Below are 19,948 nucleotides of genomic sequence, written 5' to 3' on the forward strand. Positions count from 1 at the left end.
GGTTTCCAAGCATGTTGCAACTGATCCTCGGCGGTGCCCGTTCCGGCAAGAGTCGCCTGGCGGAAAAGCTCGCCGGCACGAGCGGCCTGGCCGTGACCTATATCGCCACCAGCCAGGCGTTGGACGGCGAAATGAATCAGCGCATCGCCCATCACCGCGAACGGCGTCCGGCCCAATGGGCATTGATCGAGGAGCCGTTGGAGTTGGCGCGGGTGCTGCGCGAAGCCGCGAGCGCCGAGCGCTGCCTGCTGGTGGATTGCCTGACCTTGTGGCTGACCAATCTGTTGCTGCTGGAGGATGCCCAGCGGCTCGCCAGTGAGCGCGAAGCTCTGCTGGAGTGCCTGGCGTCGCTGCCGGGCGAAATCATTTTTGTCAGCAACGAGACCGGAATGGGTGTCGTGCCGCTGGGCGAATTGACTCGCCGTTATGTCGATGAAGCCGGTTGGCTGCATCAAGCCCTGGCCGAGCGTTGTCAGCGGGTAGTGCTGACGGTGGCCGGCCTGCCCCTGACTCTGAAAGGAACTGCGTTATGAATGACTTCTGGTGGCTGCGGCCGTGCAAGGCGCTCGACACTCAAGCCCTGGAGGCGGCGCGGTCGCGTCAGCAGCAATTGACCAAGCCCGCGGGTTCGCTGGGGCAACTGGAGCGGGTCGCGGTACAGCTGGCCGGCTTGCAGGGGCGGGTCAAGCCTGGCCTGGAGCAACTGTGGATCGCGATTTTCGCCGGCGACCACGGGGTGGTGGCCGAGGGCGTTTCGGCTTATCCGCAGGCCGTCACCGGGCAGATGCTGCACAACTTCGTCAGCGGCGGCGCGGCCATCAGCGTGTTGGCGCGGCAGTTGCGGGCACGCCTGGAAGTGGTCGACCTCGGCACGGTGACGCCCGGCTTGAACCTGCCTGGCGTGCGGCATTTGAACCTGGGGGCGGGTACCCGGAGCTTCGTCGAGGGGCCGGCCATGACCCAGGCCCAGGGCGAGCAGGCTCTGCAGGCCGGACGTGACAGTGTGCTGCGGGCCGTCGAGCAGGGCAGCGAACTGTTTATCGGCGGCGAGATGGGTATCGGCAACACCACCGCGGCCAGCGCCGTAGCCTGCGCCTTGCTGGACATTCCGGTGGCGCACCTCGTGGGGCCGGGCACCGGCCTGGATGCGGCGGGTGTCAGCCACAAGGCGCAGGTGATCGAGCGCGCCTTGAGTCTGCATGCCGCCCAGCGTGGCGATGCCTTGCAGACCTTGTTCAACCTTGGCGGTTTTGAAATCGCCGCGCTCGTTGGGGCGTACCTGGCCTGTGCCCATGAAGGCATCACAGTGTTGGTCGATGGTTTCATTTGCAGCGTGGCGGCGCTGGTGGCGGTGCGGCTGAACCCCGAGTGCCGCCCGTGGTTGCTGTTCGGCCACCGTGGGGCCGAGCCGGGGCATCGGCATATCCTGCAAACCCTCGAGGCCGAGCCTTTGCTGGACCTCGGCCTGCGCCTGGGCGAGGGCAGCGGCGCGGCGCTGGCGGTGCCGTTGCTGCGCCTGGCCTGCGACCTGCACGGGCAGATGGCGACTTTCGCCGAAGCGGCCGTGGCGGATCGTCCGGCATGACCTTGCGCCTGGACCTGCTGCGCCACGGCGAAACCGAGCTCGGTGGTGGCCTGCGCGGCAGCCTCGACGATGCCCTGACCGATGCCGGATGGCAGCAGATGCGTGCTGCTGTCGCAGGCCGGGGGCCCTGGGATCGGCTGGTGAGTTCGCCCTTGCAACGCTGCGCGCGTTTTGCCGAGGAACTGGGGGCGCGCCTGGCGCTACCGGTGACCTTGGACCCGGGTCTGCAGGAGCTGCATTTCGGTGCCTGGGAAGGGCAGAGCGCGGCGGCGCTGATGGCGACCGATGCCGAGGCGCTGGGGCGGTTCTGGACCGATCCCTATGCCTTTACCCCGCCGCAGGGCGAGCCGGTGCTGGCGTTTTCCGCGCGGGTGCTGGGGGCGGTCGAACGTCTGCATCAGCGTTATGCCGGCGAGCGGGTGCTGCTGGTCAGCCATGGCGGGGTGATGCGCTTGTTGCTGGCCCGGGCCCGAGGTTTGCCGCGCGAGCAGTTGCTGAATGTCGAGGTCGCTCACGGTGCCTTGTTCGCTCTGACTGTCGAGGCTGGCCTGGTATTGAGCGAAGGAGTCTGAGCGTGTTGCCATTCTGGATCGCCCTGCAATTTCTCAGCAGTTTTCCGGTGCGTTTGCCGGGCATGCCGTCGCCCGAGGAAATGGGCCGGTCGTTGCTGTTCTACCCGTTGATTGGCCTGCTGTTCGGGCTGCTGCTGTGGGGGCTGAACCAGTTGTTGATGGGCGCGCCGCTGTTGCTGCATGGGGCGTTGTTGCTGACGGTCTGGGTGCTGCTCAGCGGTGCCTTGCATCTGGATGGGCTGGCCGACAGCGCGGACGCCTGGCTGGGCGGCTTCGGCGATCGCGAGCGCACACTGAAGATCATGAAGGACCCGCGCAGCGGGCCGATTGCGGTGGTCACCCTGGGGCTGGTGTTGCTGCTCAAGTTCGCCGCGCTGGTGGCGTTGATCGAGCAGCAGGCCGGTGTTGCCTTGCTGCTGGCGCCGCTGATCGGTCGTGGCGCCTTGCTGGGATTGTTCCTCTGCACGCCTTATGTGCGCCCTGGTGGCCTTGGGCAGGCGCTGGCGAATCATCTGCCACGTCTGGCCGGCAAGTGGGTGTTGGTGCTTGCCGCGCTGGCCTGTGTCGTGCTCGGTGGTTGGGGCGCGGTGTTGGCGTTGCTGCTGGCGGGCCTGGTGTTTGCTGGCTTGCGTCAGTTGATGCTGCGTCGCCTGGGCGGCACCACCGGGGACACGGCGGGCGCCCTGCTGGAGCTGCTGGAGGTGACAGTCCTGGTAGGGTTGGCGCTGTTCTAGAAAGGCGGAGCGCGGGTTTTATTCGCGCCCTGAACTATGCAAATTTCTTGCATTCCGTTAATCGCGGGTATATACACGCACCATGCTTCCTTCTCAATGTCTGTGCACCAACCTGCGGCGCGCCGCCCGTGGCGTCAGCAGGTTCTACGACGGCGCTCTCGACGGCTTCGGGATCAACGTTGCCCAGTATTCCCTGCTGAGCAACCTGCAGCGCCTGGACCAACCGAGCATTTCCAGCCTGGCCGAGGCCATGGGCCTGGACCGCAGCACCCTGGGCCGTAACCTGCGGGTGCTGGAAGGCGAGGGCCTGGTCCGGCTGTCCGAAGGCGAGGATCAACGCAATCGCATCGTCCAACTGACCGATGAGGGCCAGCAGCGACTGCTGGCGGCCTTGCCAGCCTGGGAAGCGGCGCAACAGCGCTTGATCGACCGTCTGGGTGCAGAAAAACGCGAAACCTTGCTGGCCTTGCTGAACGAACTGGCGTGAAGGCCTTTCGTTCGATGATAAGCGGGTATATACCCGTAAATGGAGAATAAAATGACTTCGATGTGGCGTACCAGCGGTTGGGTTCTTCTCGGGAGTGCGCTGATCCTGGCCTTGTCCCTGGGGATAAGACATGGCTTCGGGCTGTTTCTGCCGCCCATGAGCGCGGAATTCGGCTGGGGGCGCGAGGTGTTTGCCTTTGCCATTGCCCTGCAGAACCTCATCTGGGGCCTGGCCCAGCCCTTCACTGGGGCCCTGGCCGACCGCTTCGGTGCGGCCAAGGTGGTGCTGGTCGGCGGTGTGCTGTACGCCGTGGGCCTGTTGTTCATGGGGTTGGCCGATTCGCCGCTGTCACTGTCGTTGAGTGCTGGGTTGCTGATCGGTATCGGGCTTTCGGGGACCTCGTTTTCAGTGATTCTCGGCGTGGTGGGGCGCGCGCTGCCGGCGGAGAAACGCAGCATGGGCATGGGGGTCGCCAGTGCGGCCGGTTCGTTCGGTCAGTTCGCCATGCTGCCGGGCACCCTGGGCTTGATCGGCTGGCTCGGCTGGTCGTCGGCACTGTTGGTGCTGGGGTTGCTGGTGGCATTGATCGTGCCGCTGGTGAGCATGCTCAAGGACAAACCGCTGCCCAGCCTGGGCCATGAACAGAGCCTCTCCGAGGCCTTGCGTGAGGCCTGCTCTCACTCCGGGTTCTGGCTGCTGGCGTTCGGCTTTTTTGTCTGCGGTTTCCAGGTGGTATTCATCGGCGTGCATTTGCCGGCCTACCTGGTGGACCAGCACTTGCCGGCCACGGTGGGCACCACCGTGCTGGCGCTGATCGGCCTGTTCAATATCTTCGGTACCTACACCGCCGGCTGGCTGGGCGGGCGCATGTCCAAGCCGCGCTTGTTGACCGGCCTGTACCTGTTGCGCGCGGTGGTCATCGGCCTGTTCCTCTGGCTGCCGGTGACGCAGCTCAGCGCGTATCTGTTCGGCATGGCCATGGGCTTCCTGTGGCTGTCGACGGTGCCGCTGACCAATGGCACGGTGGCCACCTTGTTCGGGGTGCGCAACCTGTCCATGCTGGGCGGCATCGTGTTTCTGTTTCACCAGTTGGGCTCGTTCCTCGGCGGCTGGCTCGGCGGGGTGGTCTACGATCGAACCGGGAGTTATGACTTGATCTGGCAGGTGGCGATTCTCCTCAGTCTACTGGCCGCGGCCCTGAACTGGCCGGTGCGCGAGCGTCCGGTTGCCCGTCTGCAGGCAAGCGCGGCATGAGCCGGACAGGCTTGCGCTGGGTCAGTCTGGTGGCTGTCGTCGCGCTGTTGGCGGTGGCCTGGTGGGGCTGGCACCAGGGTGGGCTGGCGCTGATGCAGTTGGGCATGGGCGTCTGCTAGGAAGCGCTTGCTAGGGCGTCCGCCGGGCGAGTAGCTTCACCCTCTGACGGTACTTTCAAGGAGTTGAATATGTTGGCGCGCTGGCTTGCTGTTCCAGCTGTACTCATGGTGTTTGCCGGTTCGGCCTGGGCGGGCGAATGCCCGTCGCTGTTGCAGGGCTCGCTGCCCAAGCTGCGCGCCAAGGAATCCATCGACCTGTGCCAACGCTTTGCCGGCAAGCCGCTGGTGGTGGTCAATACCGCGAGTTTTTGCGGCTTCGCCCCACAGTTCAAGGGGCTCGAGGCGTTGTACCAGCGTTACAAGGATCAGGGGCTGGAGCTGGTAGGCGTGCCGTCCAATGACTTCAAGCAGGAGTCCAAGGATGGCGCGGAGACGGCCAAGGTCTGTTATGCGAACTACGGCGTTACCTTCACCATGACCGAGCCGCAGCAGGTCCGAGGCCCGGACGCGGTGCACCTGTTCAAGGTCCTGGCCGAGCAGAGCAGCGCGCCGAAGTGGAATTTCTACAAGTATGTGGTCGATCGCCAGGGCAAGGTGATCGCCAATTTCTCCAGCCTGACCAAACCGGACAGTCCTGAATTGATCGAGGCGGTGGAGCAGGCGCTGGCATCCAAGCCTTGAGTGTTATCCGCGGCCAATAAAAAAGCCCCGGCATTCTTGGATGCGGGGGCTTTTTCGTTCAGGCCGTCAGGCTTTAGAAGCGGTAGGTTGCACCCACGCCGAAGCCGTTCGCGCTGTTTTCGTACTCGGCGCTGTAAGACTGGCCGAGCTGCTGGTTCCTGTTGTTGACCTTGACTTTCTCTTCCTTGAGGTAGGAGTAAGCCACGTCGATGGTCAGGTCTTCAGTTGGGCTCCAGCCGGCGCCGAGGCTGAAGATGGTTCGGTCGCCGGTAGGAATGCGTGGCGAGCGGTTGGTGTTGTTGGCTGGCGACTGGTCGAAGGTCAGGCCGGTACGCAGCACCCACTGTTTGTTCAGCTGGTAGGAGGTACCGATGGCATAGGCCCAGGTGTCGTGCCAGTTCTGTTCTTCCTTGATGGAACTGAGGGCGCCCGGGGCCAGGAGACCGCCGGCGCTGGCGGTTACGCCTTCGTTTTGCACGGTGATGTCTTTCAGGCGGCTCCAGCGGGTCCAGGTCGCACCGGCGTAGAGTTTCCAGGCATCGTTGAGGTCCTGGGTCACCGACAGGTCGGCCGACTCAGGGGTGGTGATGTCCAGCGAGGCGTCGTAGCGAGCACCGCGCAGCAGGGCGCCCGGAGTACCGGCGCCTGGGCTGACTTCGGTGTGGCCTTCCAGCTTGTACTTGACCTTCGAGTGATAAGTCAGGCCCACGCGAGTGGTATCGGTCGCCTGGACCAGCACACCGATGTTGTAGCCATAGCCGATATCGTCACCCTTGATCTGGACATTGCCATCGTTAGGCGACAGTGGCGTGGTCAGCGCGGATTCCAGGGTGCCGGAGATACGGTTGATGGTCGGGCCGAAACCGATCGACACCTTGTCGTTGAAGGCATAGCTGACGGTTGGCTGGAAGGTGACGATTTTAACTTCGCTTTTGCTGCCGAAGTTACGGCCCTGGAAGCCGCTTTCATAGTCGGTGATCAGACCGAACGGGGCGTAGACACCCAGGCCGAAGGCCCACTGGTCATCGATTGGCTTGACGTAGTAGGCCATTGGGACGGCGGTGAACGGCACCATATCGCCTTTGTTGGTCCCTCTCTGGCTACCGCTGGCGTCGTTGATATCGGTGGACGCGTCAATGGCCGCGAGACCGCCAGTGACTTGCTGGCGTTTCAGGCGCGACATACCGGCAGGGTTACCAAAAACTGTGCTTGCATCGTCGGCAGCAGAGGATCGACCGGCGAAACCAGTACCCATGCCGCTGATGCTTTGTTCGTTCAGGGCAAAGCCACTTGCGAAAAGTTGGGTAGATGCCATGGCAACGGCAAGGCTAAGACTGGTTTTGAGTATTACTTTTTTCATTATTAGAACTCCTGGTGATCACCGGAGCGAAAATTACCAACATTTCCTCCTCAACGCTATAGGCTGTATGGCTTGAGATAGAGCGGTTTTGTAGGACAATCCTACCAAAATTGCGCTTGTTTGCGCGAACTTGCAAAAAGTCCGATCAGCAGGCGACCTGATTCAGTGGCGCAACACAGGTCTGCCAGGCATCGGCGAAGTCCCGCAGACGTCCTTGTGGTTGGAAGATCTGTTTCCAGATACGAGCCATGCCGACCAGGTCATCGGCCTCGGGGAGCAGGGTGTTCTGCTCTTCTACCAGCAGCCAGGCGATGGCGGTGGCGTAACGCAGGTTGACGGTCAGTTCCAGATGCGGCCCGCTGAGGAATGCATGCTGGCTGGCCAGGCCGCGAACCAGGCTGGCGCGTTCCGGGTCCAGGGCCAGATAGTGGTCCCAGAGTGCCTGGTGACGGGGTTCGGCGATGCGGTAGAGGCCGTGGCCTCTGCGGTCGTGCAGGGCGGAGCCGAGGGCGGATTGACTGGCGGCGATGCCTAGCAGCAATGATTCTGCGGTGCGACTGTGGTTGCCCAGATAGATCAGGGTCGGGCGGATCACGTAGCGGCACAGTTCGCTGGCGGCAATACCCATAAAGCCCTCGAAGCGTGAAGTGGCCGGCGAGGCCTGATGGGGGAGCTTGGCAGCGGTGGATCGGTCAGGCTCGCCGGAAGCGGATCATGCCGCTTGAGTTGAAGTGTAGTGTCATATCGTTGCTGTAAAGGTCTGTTTTTAAAATATTTCCGGCTTCCTGTTATAACCGTTATATCGGATGGTGCTTTAGCCGAAGACGGGCAAATCGAAATAACAGGTAATAAAAAGCCCCGCTATTCAGGCGGGGCTTCGGGTTTCAGCGCTCTGGCGTCTCAGGCGGTGAGGGCCTGACGGGTGCGCTCGATCACCGCTTGCAGCGGCTCGGCGCTGGAATACTGATCGGGGTACAGGCGTTCGCTGTGACGAGCGATACCGTGTTCGTTGACCAGGGTGAAGCTGAAGCAGCCTTTGCGAGCGGCTATGATCAGGCAGTTCATTGGAGCAAAAGCGTTGGTGAGGGTGCGAATGGCATCCTGAGTCTGGATTTGAGTAGACATAGTTATTGGGTGTTCCTACAAATGACACGGTTAAGAACCGTGCAACGTTAAAACGTTCCAGTAACGCCGACCACCATTGGTCGAACGAAGAACCCGACTGGAACAAAGCAGCCAGTTGGAAGCGCTTTATCAAGTGCGCGCTAGGGCTGGCAGGTAGGTACTTAGGAGGGCAGGCAATCACAGCAGGGGTTAAGGTTCTGGGCCCCAGGTGAAGATCCTGATCAATTTGCAGGTTGGTTCGGTCAGAGTAAAAAGGGCTTTGCGACATCCTTTGCAATGTGTTCAAAGGCAGTGTCGGCGAAAGCTTTACCTGGAAACCAGCGAGGTGGTCGATCCCGTGTAGTCGGTAGAAACTTCTCTTCAGGGAAGCTGAACCGGGGGACTTGTTCGACCAGAATTGACTTTCAGCTTGGTACTAACGCTGTGGATGATAACGGATTGATGTAGCTGGTGCAAGTGTGTTAGGCAAAATGGTTATGAGTGTCACAGGGGACGGGGTCGTGAACGAGGCAGGTCGGGCTTTCCACCGTAGTTGAGCAGAAAGTTGTTACTGGAGCTTTGGTCTTCGCTGCTGTTCTCCCATGAACGGGCGAAAAAGGTGCATCGATATAACCGGATCAAGGTTACTTGTGCACAATAGTTGCGCGGCCTGTCACCGGCCTGTCACCTCACCTGCCGGGCCCTCCAATGCCTGCGATGAAAATTTAAGTCAATGAAAAACATCGTTTTTTTTTACTGGTGAAAAAATCGTCAGTTTGACTGCGGGCCCCGTCCCATGCGGCTTTCGGAGACTTGTAGGGCGGTTGTCCACTGAGTTATCCACAGCTTCTGTGGATTGTCCCAAGCGCTTGCTCTAGCACGGGCGTGCCGAGTTTTTTCGACTTTACGCGTGTGAAAAAAGGAGTAGAGTGGCGCGCCTTCCGATCTGCCCTACAGTGCTTTATGAAGTTTCTCTCAGTGTCACCTTCTGTTACCTCTGCCTCTTCCAGTGTTACCGAGCCCAAGCGTTTTTCGTTACGTGTGGCCATGTGGCTGCTCGACAGCCCGCGCCTGGGTGATAACCGGAACGTCAAGCACTTTGCCGGGCGTTTGCTCAAGCAGCCTGCCCGGGAAGGGGTGGTAGCCGCACAGAGTCGTCTTGGCCAGCTAATGTGCCGCGAATGCGGCAACGCCCGCGATCGGCGGATTGGTCATGACCTGCTGCGCCAGGCGGCACGGGCTGGCGATCGCCGCGCCCAGCTGGAGCTTGGCCAGATCGAAGACTGAGCTGTCCAAGCCTCGGTCCCTTGGTTAACCTTCAAGCTTTATTTCACTGTCTGGAGTGGCTATGGCTATGGACTTGACCAGCGTACTGCTCGGTCTGGCAGGCGCGGCATTGCCCTTGGTGGCGCTCGCCTGGCAACTGCAACGCCGTCTGAGCTCCCGCCAAACCGAACTGTCCCTGCTGGAGGAACGCCTGGCCACCGCGTTGCTGGCACAGGATGGCTTGAACGCCCAACTGGATGCCTGCCGCGACGAGATCAGCGACCTGGGCCAGGCCAATGCCGTGAAGCAGGCCGATCTGGCGGCGGTGCGCCGGGAAGTCGAGTTGTTGCAGATCGAGCGCGACAACGCCCGTGATGCCGCCCACGCCTGGAACCTTGAACGGGCCAATAAGGAAGCCGAGCTGCGGCGCCTGGATGCCCAGGCCGCATCATTGAATGCAGAGTTGCGCGAGCAGCAGGAAAGCCACCAGCAACGCCTGAGCGACCTGCAAGGCTCGCGGGACGAGCTGCGGGCGCAGTTCGCCGAGCTGGCGGGCAAGATCTTCGACGAGCGTGAGCAGCGTTTTGCCGAGAATAGCCAGCAGCGTCTCGGACAATTGCTCGACCCGCTCAAGGAGCGCATCCAGTCCTTCGAGAAGCGGGTCGAAGAGAGTTATCAGGCCGAAGCGCGCGAGCGTTTCTCCCTCGGCAAGGAGCTCGAGCGCCTGCAACAGCTGAACCTGCGCTTGAGCGACGAGGCGACCAACCTGACCCGCGCGCTCAAGGGCCAGAAAACCCAGGGCAACTGGGGCGAACTGATTCTCGAGCGGGTACTGGAGCATGCCGGCCTGGAGAAGGGCCGTGAGTACCAGACCCAGGTCAGCCTCAAAGGGCCCGACGGCGAGCGTTTCCAGCCCGACGTGCTGATCATGTTGCCCGGCGACAAGCAGGTGGTGGTGGACTCCAAGGTCAGCCTGACCGCCTACCAGCAGTTTGTCGCGGCGGACGATGAAGTGATCGGCCAGGCGGCGCTGAAGCAGCACGTACTGTCCTTGCGCAATCACGTCAAAGGCCTGGCCGGCAAGGACTACAAGCGTCTGGAAGGTTTGCACAGCCTAGATTTCGTGTTGCTCTTCGTACCCATCGAGGCGGCTTTTTCCGCCGCCTTGCAGGCCGAGCCCAACCTGTTCCAGGAAGCCTTCGACCGCAATATCGTGATCGTCAGCCCGACCACCTTGCTGGCTACCCTGCGAGTGATCGACAGCCTGTGGAAGCAGGAGCGGCAGAGCCAGAACGCCCGGGAAATCGCCGAACGCGCCGGTTGGCTGTACGACAAGTTCGTGTTGTTCATTCAGGATCTGGATGAAGTCGGCAATCGCCTGCAGCAGTTGGACAAGGCCTACAGTGCCGCGCGCAACAAGCTGACCGAGGGGCGTGGCAACCTGGTCAGCCGCAGCGAGCAACTGCGGCTGCTCGGGGCGCGTGCCAGCAAGAGCCTGCCGGCGGACCTGCTGGAGCGGGCAATGACCGATGCCGACGGCGCGTTGCTCGAACTGCCGGATTGACCCGGGGGCGGAAGGTCAGAGCGGCAGATGCCGGCTCAACAGCGCCCGCAACGCCGCGGGCTTCACCGGCTTGGCCAGGTAGTCCAGCCCAGCGGCGTGCACCTCGGCGACCATCTCGGGGCGCCCGTCGGCGCTGATCACCACGCCTGGCACCGGGTCACCCAACTGGGTACGCAGCCAGGCTATGACCTCGGTGCCGGTTTCGCCATCGTCCAGGTGATAGTCCACCAATGCCAGTTGCGGGCGCACGCCATCATTGAGCAGCGCCGCGCATTCTTCGCGGTTACGCGCGGTCCAGACCTGGCAGCCCCAGCGGCTGAGCAGGCTGTTCATGCCGATCAGGATGCTGTCTTCGTTATCGACACACAGTACCTGGGCGCCGGACAGCAGATGGCCGTTGAGTTCGGCCACCTGCCTCGGTGCGCTGACGGCCGCCTTGGCCAAAGGCACGCTGACACTGAAGACGCTGCCCTTGCCCGGCCAGGAGCGTACTTGCAGGCCGTGACCGAGCACGCGACACAGCCCGTCGGCGATCGCCAATCCGAGGCCCAGGCCTTTTTCGGCGCGGGTCTGGTGGCTGTCGAGGCGTTTGAATTCTTCGAAGATCACTTGCTGCTTATCCAGAGGAATCCCCGGTCCACGGTCCCAGACTTCCAGGCACAGCTGGTTGCCGCGGCGGCGTACGCCCAGCAGCACAGGCCCTTTGGCGTAACGGAAGGCATTGGTCAGGAAGTTCTGCAGAACCCGGCGCAGTAGCTTGATGTCGCTGTCGACCCGGAGACGGCTGCCGCGCAGGCGGAATTTCAGGCCTTGCTCCTGGGCCAGCACCTTGAATTCGGCCCCCAGGGTATCGAACAGTTCGTTGAGCACGAACGGCTTGCGCTCCGGATTGATCTTGCCGTTTTCCAGGCGGGAGATGTCCAGCAGGTCGCTGATCAGGTCTTCGGCAGAGCGCAGGGAGCTGTCCAGGTGCTGGACCAATTGCTGGGCTTCGGCGGACAAACCGTCGTCCTGGTGGGAGAGGGCGGCGGAGAACAGCCGGGCGGCATTCAGTGGTTGCATCAGGTCGTGACTGACCGCCGCCAGGAAACGGGTCTTGGACTGGTTGGCGGCCTCGGCGGTGCCCTTGGCCTCGGTCAGCGCGGCGTTCAGTTGCGACAGCTCGTGGGTTCGCTCGGCGACCCGCTGCTCCAGGCCTTCGTTGGCTTCGGTGAGGGCCTGTTCGGCTTCGCGGAACGGGGTGATGTCGGTGAAGCTCATGACAAAGCCGCCGCCGGGCATCGGGTTGCCGATCAACTCGATCACCCGGCCATTGGGGAACAGCCGTTCGGAGGTGTGGGCGCGGCCTTGACGCATCCAGTGCAGGCGGCGGGCGACATGCACTTCGGCCTCGCCCGGCCCGCACAGGCCTCGTTCGGCGTTATGGCGGATGATGTCGGCGATCGGCCGGCCGACGCTGATCAGCCCGTCCGGGTAGTTGAACAGCTCCAGGTAGCGACGGTTCCAGGCCACCAGTCTGAGGGACTGGTCGACCACGCTGATGCCCTGGCTGATGTTCTCGATCGCCCCTTGCAGCAAGGCCCGGTTGAATTGCAGCACTTCCGAGGCTTCGTCGGCGATGCGCACCACGTCTTCGAGCTGCATCTCCCGCCCTTCGATGGCGGCCTTGACCACCGCGCGGGTGGACGATGCGCCGAGCACGCCGGCCAGCAGGCGTTCGGTGTGGGCGATCCATTCGCCGTCGGCGTTCTGGTTGGGGTTGAAGCCTTTGCCCTGGCGGTAGGCAAAGCGGATGAAGCTCTGGCGGGCCCGTTCTTCCCCGACAAAACGCGCGGCGAGCTTGAGCAGGTCGTCGATCTGCACCGAGAGCATCGATCGAGAGCTGGGGCGGCCGCTGATTTCCTGGCCGATGAAGCGCCCGGCCTGCCAGTGCTCCGAAACCCGGGTACGCGACAGCACCGAGACCCAGGCGAACAGGGTGAAATTGCCGGCCAGCGACAGCACCACACCTTGGGTCAAGGGTGTGATCGGCAGGTTCAGCGGGTTGCCGTGCAGCCAGGCCAGGCCCGGGAAGCTGCTCAGCGACCAGCCCAGGCTGTGGGCGGCGATCGGCAGGACCAGGGTGTAGAACCACAGGAAAGTACCGGCCGCCAATCCGGCGAACACGCCGCGGCGGTTGGCCTGCTTCCAGTACAGCGCGCCGAGCATGGCCGGGGCCAGTTGGGTCACCGCGGCAAAGGCGATCTGGCCGATGGTCGCCAGGCTCGCGGTGGAGCCCAGCAGGCGGTAGCTGACATAAGCCAGCAGCAGGATGACCACGATGCTGACCCGGCGCACCGAGAGCATCCAGTGGCGGAACACTTCGAAGGGCCGTTCGGCACTCTGCCGACGCAGCAGCCAGGGCAGCAGCATGTCGTTGGAGACCATGGTCGACAGGGCCACGCTGGCGACGATCACCATGCCGGTGGCGGCCGACGCGCCGCCGATGAAGGCCAGCACGGCCAGGGCCGGATGGGCCTGGGCCAGGGGCAGGCTGATGACGAACGAGTCCGGCATCACTGAGCTGGGCAGCAGCATCTGCCCGGCCAGGGCGATTGGCACCACGAACAGCGCGGCCAGGGCCAGGTAGGCGGGAAACACCCACTTGGCCAGGCGCAGGTCCTGGGGTTCGATGTTCTCCACCACGGTGACGTGGAACTGCCGCGGCAGGCAGATGATCGCCATCATGGCGACGCCGGTCTGCACCACCATCGACGGCCAGTTGATGGTTTCTTCCCAGTACTGCTCCAGGCGCGGGGCGAGCATGGCCTGGCTGAACAGGTCGTCGAAACCGTCGTACAGGCCATAGGTGACAAAGGCGCCGACCGCGAGAAAGGCCAGCAGCTTGACCAGGGATTCGAAGGCAATCGCCAGCACCATGCCGCGGTGGTGCTCGGTGGCGTCGAGGTTGCGGGTACCGAAGACGATGGTGAACAGCGCCAGGATCAGCGACACGATCAGTGCCGTGTCCTGGGCGCGGGTGCCCATGGTGTCGGCCCCCGCGCCGATCAGCAGGTCCACGCCAAGCACGATGCCCTTGAGCTGCAGGGCAATATAAGGAAGTACGCCGACCAGGCAGATCAGAGCCACCACCACCGCCAGGGTCTGGGACTTGCCGTAGCGTGCGGCGATGAAGTCGGCGATGGAGGTGATGTTTTCCTGCTTGCTGATCATCACCATCTTTTGCAGGACCCAGGGCGCGAGCACCAGCAGCAGGATCGGCCCCAGGTAGATCGGCAAGAACGACCAGAGTTGCTCGGCGGCCTGGCCGACGGCGCCGAAGAAGGTCCAGCTGGTGCAATACACCGCCAGCGACAGGCTGTACACCCAGGCGCGCACTCGCGGCGGCAAGGGCGCGCTGCGACGGTCACCGTAAAAGGCGATGGCGAACATGATGGCCATATAGGCCAGGGCGACGATGGCGATCAGCCCGCTGGACAGCGACATGGAAACTCCGAACAGAAAGGCGCGCCGGGCGCTTCAGCCCGGTCAGACAGTCTCGCACGATGTTCGGGGTTCGTCAGTGTCGACCAAGGTATTGGCGCGGCCAGGTGTCGCAGGGGGAAGAGGGCTGTCCGTCAGGTTTTATCGCGGAAGGCGCGCCTATGGAAGGTGGCTCGGAATCGGTTGGCGCGAGAGCGGCCTCAAGGCCGCAGCGCGATGTCGATCAGTTCATGCAGTTCCTGCACTTCAAGCGGTTGCGCGGCGAACAGGATGCGGAACACCGTTGGCGCCACCAGCATGTTCAACAGCCGGTCGATGCTGGGCAGGGCTGTTTCGCTGTGCCGGTGACGGTCGAGGATGATCTGCAATTGCCCGCTGAGAATGCTCACGCAATAGCCGGGCGTGCTGCTGCATTGCACGTCGCGCATCATGTTGCGCCCGGGTTCGGAGCTCATTTCGTCGAGGTACTGTTCGGCCCAGGCCCGCAGGTCGCCGCGTAGGCTGCCGGTAGCGGCCGGTTCGCTGTCCGGGCGCATGCGTTCCAGGGCGACATCCGCCAGCAGTGCCGACAGGTCGCCCCAGCGCCGGTAGATGGTCGAGGGCGTGACGCCGGCGCGGGTGGCGATTTGCGGCACGGTCAGGGTCGAGCGCTCCTGTTCTTCAAGGAGTTCCCTGACTGCCGAGTGGATGGATTGCTGTACCCGGGCACTGCGCCCGCCCGGGCGTAAACCTTCTTTAATAGCCATGGATCGAACCTTAACACAAAGAATTTGCTTTAAGAGCGAGGCGGTAGCACACTCCGCAAAAGCAAAAAATTAGCTTTAATGGAGCGTGCCCATGTCCAGTAGTGTCGACTCTTCACGGTCAAACCGTTCCAGACTGTTGTTTCTGGCGATTACCTTACTCAGTTTTCTCGCCGCTTCCAGTGTGCCGACGCCGATGTATCACCTGTATCAGGAGGCGCTGCAGTTCTCGTCGGCGACCTTGACCCTGATCTTCGGCGTTTACGCCATGAGTCTGCTGGCGGCGCTGCTGACCGTGGGCTCGCTTTCGGATTATCTGGGACGCAAGCCGGTGATCTTCGTGGCGCTGCTGCTGGACATACTGGCGATGCTGCTGTTCATCCAGGCCGACAGCGTGGCCTGGCTGATTGCTGCCCGGGTGATGCAGGGCTTCGCCACCGGCATGGCCACCAGTGTGCTGGGGGCGGCGCTGCTGGATACCGACCGTCAGCAGGGGCCGTTGGTCAACAGCGTGGCGCCCTTGCTGGGCATGGCGTGCGGGGCGATGGGCAGCGGCTTGCTGGTGGAATATGCGCCGTTGCCGCTGCAACTGGCCTACTGGTTGCTGCTGGTGCTGTTTGTCGCCCAGGCGCTGTGCGTCTGGCGCCTGCCGGAGACGGTCACTGCCCAGCCCGGTGTCTGGGCTTCCCTGCGGCCCTCGCTGCATGTACCGCCCCAGGCGCGGCGGGCGCTGTGGTTGGCGTTACCGGTGGATGTGGCGGTGTGGGCCGTGGGCGGGTTCTTTCTGTCATTGGCGCCATCGCTGGTGCGCACCGCGACAGGCTCTACCTCGAACCTGATCGGCGGCGGCCTGGTGGCGGTGCTGACCCTGAGCGGTGCCCTGATGATTGTTTCCCTGCGCCATCGTCCGGCCGACAAGGTTCTGCGGTTGGGCGCGAGCCTGTTGGCCGTCGGCATCAGCCTGATCCTCATCGCCGTGCACACCGCCAGCCTGCCGCTGTTCTTCCTCGGCACCCTGGTCACGGGCGGAGGTTTTGGCTCCGGGTTCCTCGGTGCTCTGCGCAGTGTGATGCCGCTGGCCTTGCCCCATGAGCGGGCGGGGTTGATGTCGGCGTTTTATGTCCTGAGTTATCTGGCGTTCTGCCTGCCGTCCCTGCTGGCGGGAAACCTGACGCGCAGCTTCGGCCTGATCGCGACCACCGATGGTTATGGCGCGGTGTTGATCCTGTTGTCCCTGGGCGCTTTGCTGGGGTTGCTGCGTCAGCGAACCGCCAAGGCCTGTGTCGCGCAAGAGAGTTGAGCGCGACGCGGGTGCCGGTGGTTGAGACGCAGGCAATGTCCTAGCTCTTATATTTATAGAATAGATAACAGATAGAGAAATTACCCGTTATATAGATATTCGATCCGGTTCTACCATGGGCTCCACCTCATCGGAGGACAGGAGATCACACCATGACATGCCCCAATACCCTCAGAACCGGACGGCCGTTGAGCCAGCTGCAGCATCCTCGCGAAGCCATCCGCCATTTCACCCCCAACTGGTTCGCCGCCACCATGGGCACCGGCGTGCTGGCCCTGGCGCTGGCCCAGTTGCCGCTGCGGATCCCGGGCCTGCACCTGTTGGCCGAGGGGCTGTGGCTGTTCACCATCGGGCTGTTCGTAGTGTTCAGCGTCGCGTATGCGGCACGCTGGGTAATGTTCTTCGACGAAGCCCGGCGGATTTTCGGGCATTCCACGGTCTCGATGTTCTTCGGCACCATCCCCATGGGCCTGGCCACCATCATCAACGGTTTTCTGCTGTTCGGCGTACCGCGCTGGGGTGACGGCGTGGTGCAGCTGGCCGAGCTGCTGTGGTGGCTGGATGTGGCGCTGTCGCTGGCTTGCGGGGTATTGATTCCCTACATGATGTTCACCCGCCAGGAGCACCGTATCGACCAGATGACCGCGGTCTGGCTGTTGCCGGTAGTCGCGGCCGAAGTCGCCGCCGCCAGTGGCGGGCTGCTGGCGCCGCACCTGGTGGACGCGCATTCGCAACTGGTGATGCTGGTGACCAGTTATGTGCTCTGGGCCTTCTCGCTGCCGGTAGCTTTCAGCATCCTAACCATTCTCCTGCTGCGCATGGCCTTGCATAAGCTGCCTCACGAAAGCATGGCTGCCTCGAGCTGGCTGGCCCTGGGGCCGATCGGCACGGGGGCCCTGGGCATGTTGCTGCTGGGCGCGGACGCTCCGGCAATCTTCGCCGCCAACGGCATGGCCGCAGTGGGCGAAATCGCCGAAGGCCTGGGCCTGGTGGCCGGTATCACCCTGTGGGGTTTCGGCCTGTGGTGGATGCTGACGGCGCTGCTGATCACCCTGCGTTACCTGCGCGACGGCATTCCATTCAACCTCGGCTGGTGGGGGTTCACCTTCCCGCTGGGGGTCTATGCCCTGACCACCTTGAAACTGGCCAGCACCCTGAACCTGACGTTTTTCGCGGTGTTCGGCAGCCTGTTGGTCCTGGCGCTGGCACTGATGTGGCTGGTGGTGGGCAAGCGCACGCTGCAGGGCGCTTATCGTGGCGAGTTGTTCGTTTCGCCTTGCATCGCAGGATTAGCGAAATAATCCGCGAACTTTAGGTAAGGTTGTGGCCTGGATCGAAGATCGATAATCCAATAACAGCATCCAAGCCACTCAGGGACATGGAAGATGAGTCACCCCTCACAGTTCACCTTGCTTCGTACGCGGCGTTTCCTGCCATTCTTCATTACTCAGTCCCTCGGTGCGTTCAACGACAACATCTTCAAGCAGTCGCTGATCCTCGCCATTCTCTACAAGCTGGCCATCGAGGGAGACCGCTCGATCTGGGTCAACCTCTGCGCCTTGCTGTTTATCCTGCCGTTCTTCCTGTTCTCGGCGCTGGCCGGGCAATTCGGCGAGAAGTTCGCCAAGGACGCGTTGATCCGCCTGATCAAGCTCGGCGAGATTGTGATCATGGCCGTGGGGGCGGTGGGATTTGTCTTTGATCACCTGTCGCTGATGCTGCTGGCGCTGTTCGCCATGGGCACCCACTCGGCGCTGTTCGGCCCGGTCAAATATTCGATCCTGCCCCAGGCGCTACGGGAGGAAGAGCTGGTGGGGGGCAACGGCCTGGTGGAAATGGGCACTTTCCTGGCGATTCTTGCCGGGACCATAGGCGCCGGGATCATGATGTCCTCGGCCCATTACGCACCGATTGTCTCGACGGCGATCATTGCCGTCGCCGTGCTCGGTTACCTCGCCAGCCGGGGCATCCCCCGGGCCGCGGCGGCCACCCCGGACATGCGCCTGAACTGGAATATCTTCAGCCAGTCCTGGGCCACCCTGCGCCTGGGCCTGGGGCAGACGCCGGCTGTGTCGCGCTCGATCGTCGGCAACTCGTGGTTCTGGTTTGTCGGGGCGATCTACCTGACGCAGATTCCGGCCTACGCCAAGGAGTGGATGCACGGCGACGAGACAGTGGTCACGCTGATCCTCACGGTGTTCTCGGTGGGCATCGCCGCCGGTTCCATGCTGTGCGAGAAGCTTTCGGGACATAAGGTCGAGATCGGCCTGGTGCCTTTTGGCTCGTTCGGCCTGACGGTGTTCGGCCTGCTGCTGTGGTGGCATTCCGGCGGGATTGCGCCAAGCGAGGCGGGGTACAGCTGGCTCGAGGTCCTCGGTTATGGCCATGCCTGGTGGGTGCTGATCGATATTCTCGGCCTGGGCATCTTCGGTGGTTTCTACATCGTGCCGCTGTATGCACTGATTCAGTCGCGGACCCCGGAGAACGAGCGGGCGCGGGTGATTGCCGCGAACAACATTCTCAACGCGCTGTTCATGGTGGTGTCGGCGATCGTCTCGATCGTCTTGCTGAGCCTGGCCAAGCTGTCGATCCCGCAGCTGTTCCTGGTGGTGTCGCTGCTGAACATCGCGGTCAACGCCTACATCTTCAAGATCGTCCCCGAGTTCAGCATGCGTTTCATGATCTGGCTGCTCAGCCATTCCATGTACCGGGTCGAGCACCGCAACCTGGAGGCGATCCCGGACGAAGGCGCGGCGTTGCTGGTGTGCAATCACGTGTCCTTCGTCGATGCCTTGCTGATCGGCGGCGCGGTACGGCGGCCGATTCGTTTCGTGATGTATTACAAGATCTACAACCTGCCGCTGCTCAACTTCATCTTCCGTACCGCCGGGACCATTCCGATTGCCGGGCGCAACGAGGACATCCAGATCTACGAAAGGGCGTTCACCCAGATTGCCCGCTACCTCAAGGATGGCGAGCTGGTGTGCATCTTCCCGGAAGGCAAGCTGACCGCCGATGGCGAGATCAATGAGTTCAAGGGCGGGCTGACGCGGATTCTCGAAGAGACGCCGGTGCCGGTGATTCCGCTGGCGTTGCGGGGGCTGTGGGGCAGCTTTTTCAGCCGCGATCCGAGCAAGGGACTGTTCCGCCGCCTGTGGTCGCGAGTGACCCTGGTGGCGGGTTCGGCCGTGACCGCCGACAGTGCCGAACCGGCCCGTTTGCAAACCCTGGTGGGTGAGCTGCGCGGTAGCCTGCGCTGATACCTGTAGCCGCTGCCGCAGGCTGCGCTCGCCCACAACGTGGGCGCAGGATTTTAAGATCGCTGAAGGCCTTTGGCCTTATCGCAGCCTGCGGCAGCGGCTACAGGGGGCTCATCAGGTCGCGCTGACCTTCAAGCCGATCAGCCCGGTAATTATCAGCGCCACGCTGGCCAGGCGGAACAGCGCCATGGACTCACCGAACAGAATGATCCCGGCGATCACCGTGCCAACCGCGCCGACCCCGGTCCAGATGGCATAGGCAGTGCCCAGCGGCAGTTCCTTCATGGCCAGCCCCAGCAGGCCGAGGCTGACCGCCATGGCGGCGATGGTCAGGGCGGTAGGGAGAGGGCGACTGAAACCGTCGGTGTACTTGAGGCCGACGGCCCAGCCCACTTCAAACAGGCCGGCGAAAAACAGAATGATCCAGGACATGATGACCTCCATCGATTGACGGGGTCGTCCCCAGATTAATGACTCGATCGAGCCGCGGGGTCGT

19 protein-coding genes are annotated in these 19,948 nt (G+C 62.9%); 13 read left to right on the forward strand and 6 right to left on the reverse strand.

Going from position 1 to position 19,948, the window contains the following annotated elements; all coding sequences use genetic code 11:
• Positions 1-11 precede the first annotated feature (11 nt).
• From cobU to CRO75_RS07350, 8 genes are all read left to right on the forward strand, one after another.
• Positions 12-533 carry a bifunctional adenosylcobinamide kinase/adenosylcobinamide-phosphate guanylyltransferase gene (gene cobU, locus CRO75_RS07320; RefSeq protein WP_097134863.1) on the forward strand — a complete coding sequence of 174 codons (522 nt, stop codon included), beginning with the start codon at positions 12-14 and terminating at the stop codon, positions 531-533.
• A complete protein-coding gene (gene cobT / locus CRO75_RS07325) occupies positions 530-1,585 on the forward strand; it encodes a nicotinate-nucleotide--dimethylbenzimidazole phosphoribosyltransferase (RefSeq protein WP_097134864.1) in 1,056 nt (351 codons plus the stop codon). The genes cobU and cobT overlap by 4 nt, the downstream gene beginning before the upstream one ends.
• The gene (gene cobC, locus CRO75_RS07330; RefSeq protein ID WP_097134865.1) at positions 1,582-2,157 is read left to right on the forward strand and encodes an alpha-ribazole phosphatase family protein; all 576 of its coding nucleotides are present in this window, start codon (positions 1,582-1,584) and stop codon (positions 2,155-2,157) included. The genes cobT and cobC overlap by 4 nt, the downstream gene beginning before the upstream one ends.
• A 2-nt stretch (positions 2,158-2,159) precedes the next feature.
• Positions 2,160-2,891 carry an adenosylcobinamide-GDP ribazoletransferase gene (locus CRO75_RS07335; protein WP_097134866.1) on the forward strand — a complete coding sequence of 244 codons (732 nt, stop codon included), beginning with the start codon at positions 2,160-2,162 and terminating at the stop codon, positions 2,889-2,891.
• An 82-nt stretch (positions 2,892-2,973) separates the two neighbouring features.
• Positions 2,974-3,378: a MarR family transcriptional regulator gene (locus CRO75_RS07340; RefSeq protein ID WP_007927803.1), complete on the forward strand. Its 405-nt coding sequence runs from the start codon at positions 2,974-2,976 to the stop codon at positions 3,376-3,378.
• Between the two features lie 60 nt (positions 3,379-3,438).
• Entirely contained in the window at positions 3,439-4,632 is a 1,194-nt protein-coding gene (locus tag CRO75_RS07345) for an MFS transporter (protein ID WP_175510578.1), read from the forward strand.
• Positions 4,629-4,751 carry a hypothetical protein gene (locus CRO75_RS33515; protein WP_256596197.1) on the forward strand — a complete coding sequence of 41 codons (123 nt, stop codon included), beginning with the start codon at positions 4,629-4,631 and terminating at the stop codon, positions 4,749-4,751. The genes CRO75_RS07345 and CRO75_RS33515 overlap by 4 nt, the downstream gene beginning before the upstream one ends.
• 69 nt (positions 4,752-4,820) lie before the next feature.
• Positions 4,821-5,372 carry a glutathione peroxidase gene (locus CRO75_RS07350; protein ID WP_009045093.1) on the forward strand — a complete coding sequence of 184 codons (552 nt, stop codon included), beginning with the start codon at positions 4,821-4,823 and terminating at the stop codon, positions 5,370-5,372.
• Between the two features lie 73 nt (positions 5,373-5,445).
• Here CRO75_RS07350 and CRO75_RS07355 read toward each other — a convergent pair whose 3' ends face one another.
• From CRO75_RS07355 to CRO75_RS07365, 3 genes are all read right to left on the reverse strand, one after another.
• Positions 5,446-6,732 (reverse strand): outer membrane protein transport protein, encoded by a 1,287-nt coding sequence (locus tag CRO75_RS07355; RefSeq protein WP_062824992.1) that lies wholly within the window; start codon positions 6,730-6,732, stop codon positions 5,446-5,448.
• A gap of 145 nt (positions 6,733-6,877) precedes the next feature.
• The gene (locus tag CRO75_RS07360; RefSeq protein WP_097134867.1) at positions 6,878-7,360 is read right to left on the reverse strand and encodes a hypothetical protein; all 483 of its coding nucleotides are present in this window, start codon (positions 7,358-7,360) and stop codon (positions 6,878-6,880) included.
• A 272-nt stretch (positions 7,361-7,632) separates the two neighbouring features.
• Positions 7,633-7,857 carry a hypothetical protein gene (locus CRO75_RS07365; protein WP_097134868.1) on the reverse strand — a complete coding sequence of 75 codons (225 nt, stop codon included), beginning with the start codon at positions 7,855-7,857 and terminating at the stop codon, positions 7,633-7,635.
• Positions 7,858-8,799: 942 nt separating this feature from the next.
• Here CRO75_RS07365 and CRO75_RS07375 point away from each other — a divergent pair.
• Both CRO75_RS07375 and rmuC read left to right on the forward strand, forming a co-directional pair.
• Entirely contained in the window at positions 8,800-9,123 is a 324-nt protein-coding gene (locus CRO75_RS07375) for a hypothetical protein (RefSeq protein WP_097134869.1), read from the forward strand.
• Between the two features lie 175 nt (positions 9,124-9,298).
• Positions 9,299-10,666, forward strand: coding sequence for a DNA recombination protein RmuC (gene rmuC / locus CRO75_RS07380; RefSeq protein WP_162096439.1), 1,368 nt, complete (start codon positions 9,299-9,301; stop codon positions 10,664-10,666).
• Between the two features lie 15 nt (positions 10,667-10,681).
• Here the strand turns inward: rmuC and CRO75_RS07385 are convergent, their stop codons facing one another.
• A complete protein-coding gene (locus CRO75_RS07385) occupies positions 10,682-14,152 on the reverse strand; it encodes a PAS domain-containing hybrid sensor histidine kinase/response regulator (protein ID WP_097134870.1) in 3,471 nt (1,156 codons plus the stop codon).
• 197 nt (positions 14,153-14,349) lie between these two features.
• Complete coding sequence (locus CRO75_RS07390) at positions 14,350-14,895, reverse strand: TetR/AcrR family transcriptional regulator (protein WP_097134871.1); 546 nt, start codon at positions 14,893-14,895, stop codon at positions 14,350-14,352.
• 91 nt (positions 14,896-14,986) lie between these two features.
• Between CRO75_RS07390 and CRO75_RS07395 the strand changes: the two genes are divergently transcribed.
• From CRO75_RS07395 to CRO75_RS07405, 3 genes are all read left to right on the forward strand, one after another.
• Positions 14,987-16,192: an MFS transporter gene (locus CRO75_RS07395; RefSeq protein WP_097134872.1), complete on the forward strand. Its 1,206-nt coding sequence runs from the start codon at positions 14,987-14,989 to the stop codon at positions 16,190-16,192.
• 152 nt (positions 16,193-16,344) lie between these two features.
• Positions 16,345-17,493, forward strand: coding sequence for a TDT family transporter (locus CRO75_RS07400; RefSeq protein WP_097134873.1), 1,149 nt, complete (start codon positions 16,345-16,347; stop codon positions 17,491-17,493).
• A gap of 84 nt (positions 17,494-17,577) precedes the next feature.
• Positions 17,578-19,452 (forward strand): MFS transporter, encoded by a 1,875-nt coding sequence (locus tag CRO75_RS07405; RefSeq protein WP_097134874.1) that lies wholly within the window; start codon positions 17,578-17,580, stop codon positions 19,450-19,452.
• 114 nt (positions 19,453-19,566) lie between these two features.
• Here CRO75_RS07405 and sugE read toward each other — a convergent pair whose 3' ends face one another.
• Positions 19,567-19,884, reverse strand: coding sequence for a quaternary ammonium compound efflux SMR transporter SugE (gene sugE, locus CRO75_RS07410; RefSeq protein ID WP_097134875.1), 318 nt, complete (start codon positions 19,882-19,884; stop codon positions 19,567-19,569).
• Positions 19,885-19,948 lie beyond the last annotated feature (64 nt).

It is taken from the genome of Pseudomonas sp. LAMO17WK12:I10 (assembly GCF_900215185.1).
Lineage (GTDB): Bacteria > Pseudomonadota > Gammaproteobacteria > Pseudomonadales > Pseudomonadaceae > Aquipseudomonas > Aquipseudomonas chlororaphis.

Excerpts from the sequence above, each read along its gene's own strand:
- CRO75_RS07360 (WP_097134867.1), bottom strand. The coding sequence starts at position 7,360 with ATGGGTATTGCCGCCAGCGAACTGTGCCGCTACGTGATCCGCCCGACC.
- CRO75_RS07405 (WP_097134874.1), top strand. The coding sequence starts at position 17,578 with ATGAGTCACCCCTCACAGTTCACCTTGCTTCGTACGCGGCGTTTCCTG.
- CRO75_RS33515 (WP_256596197.1), top strand. The coding sequence starts at position 4,629 with ATGAGCCGGACAGGCTTGCGCTGGGTCAGTCTGGTGGCTGTCGTCGCG.
- CRO75_RS07355 (WP_062824992.1), bottom strand. The coding sequence starts at position 6,732 with ATGAAAAAAGTAATACTCAAAACCAGTCTTAGCCTTGCCGTTGCCATG.
- CRO75_RS07365 (WP_097134868.1), bottom strand. The coding sequence starts at position 7,857 with ATGTCTACTCAAATCCAGACTCAGGATGCCATTCGCACCCTCACCAAC.
- cobT (WP_097134864.1), top strand. The coding sequence starts at position 530 with ATGAATGACTTCTGGTGGCTGCGGCCGTGCAAGGCGCTCGACACTCAA.
- CRO75_RS07350 (WP_009045093.1), top strand. The coding sequence starts at position 4,821 with ATGTTGGCGCGCTGGCTTGCTGTTCCAGCTGTACTCATGGTGTTTGCC.
- CRO75_RS07340 (WP_007927803.1), top strand. The coding sequence starts at position 2,974 with ATGCTTCCTTCTCAATGTCTGTGCACCAACCTGCGGCGCGCCGCCCGT.
- CRO75_RS07390 (WP_097134871.1), bottom strand. The coding sequence starts at position 14,895 with ATGGCTATTAAAGAAGGTTTACGCCCGGGCGGGCGCAGTGCCCGGGTA.
- cobU (WP_097134863.1), top strand. The coding sequence starts at position 12 with ATGTTGCAACTGATCCTCGGCGGTGCCCGTTCCGGCAAGAGTCGCCTG.
- cobC (WP_097134865.1), top strand. The coding sequence starts at position 1,582 with ATGACCTTGCGCCTGGACCTGCTGCGCCACGGCGAAACCGAGCTCGGT.
- CRO75_RS07345 (WP_175510578.1), top strand. The coding sequence starts at position 3,439 with ATGTGGCGTACCAGCGGTTGGGTTCTTCTCGGGAGTGCGCTGATCCTG.
- CRO75_RS07375 (WP_097134869.1), top strand. The coding sequence starts at position 8,800 with ATGAAGTTTCTCTCAGTGTCACCTTCTGTTACCTCTGCCTCTTCCAGT.
- CRO75_RS07395 (WP_097134872.1), top strand. The coding sequence starts at position 14,987 with ATGTCCAGTAGTGTCGACTCTTCACGGTCAAACCGTTCCAGACTGTTG.
- sugE (WP_097134875.1), bottom strand. The coding sequence starts at position 19,884 with ATGTCCTGGATCATTCTGTTTTTCGCCGGCCTGTTTGAAGTGGGCTGG.
- CRO75_RS07400 (WP_097134873.1), top strand. The coding sequence starts at position 16,345 with ATGACATGCCCCAATACCCTCAGAACCGGACGGCCGTTGAGCCAGCTG.
- CRO75_RS07385 (WP_097134870.1), bottom strand. The coding sequence starts at position 14,152 with ATGTCGCTGTCCAGCGGGCTGATCGCCATCGTCGCCCTGGCCTATATG.